The organism is Pseudoalteromonas sp. SANK 73390 (genome assembly GCF_054966645.1).
Genome location: NZ_ARPN01000150.1, coordinates 1 through 423 on the forward strand (window position 1 = coordinate 1; position 423 = coordinate 423).

General features: G+C 41.1%; 2 protein-coding genes. Both read left to right on the forward strand.

What is annotated here, in order from left to right; all coding sequences use genetic code 11:
- The first annotated feature begins 4 nt into the window (after window positions 1–4).
- On the forward strand, window positions 5–139 hold the full coding sequence (locus SANK73390_RS18590) for a PKD domain-containing protein (RefSeq protein ID WP_462767880.1): 135 nt from the start codon (window positions 5–7) through the stop codon (window positions 137–139).
- Window positions 105–423: PKD domain-containing protein (locus SANK73390_RS18595; protein ID WP_462767879.1), on the forward strand; the 319-nt coding region annotated here is incomplete at its 3' end. The genes SANK73390_RS18590 and SANK73390_RS18595, both read left to right, overlap by 35 nt.

The following is a 423-nucleotide window of genomic DNA, read 5'->3' on the forward strand; positions in this document are numbered from 1 at the left end:
GTACATGACCAGTTCAGCTAGTGACCCAGATGGGACCGTAACAAACTATCAATGGTCACAAAAATCAGGTTATGCAGTGACCATCCGAGATAAAAATCAAGCTAATGCTTCTTTTACCGCCTCCCGTACTGGATGCTGATACAACACTTGAATTAGAACTGCTTGTTAAGGATGACAAAGGGGGTGAAGCAAAGGATACAATTAGTGTAAAAGTTAAACGTGCTGTGCAAGCAGAAAATCAATTACCTAATGTTATTATATCGGCTGTTACTGAAATAGGATCTGGTGCTGAAGTGTACATGACTAGTTCAGCAAGTGACCCAGATGGGACCGTAACAAACTATCAATGGTCACAAAAATCAGGTTATGCCGTGACTATCCGAGATAAAAATCAAGCTAATGCTTCTTTTACCGCCCCGTACT

Excerpts from the sequence above, each read along its gene's own strand:
- SANK73390_RS18590 (WP_462767880.1), top strand. The coding sequence starts at position 5 with ATGACCAGTTCAGCTAGTGACCCAGATGGGACCGTAACAAACTATCAA.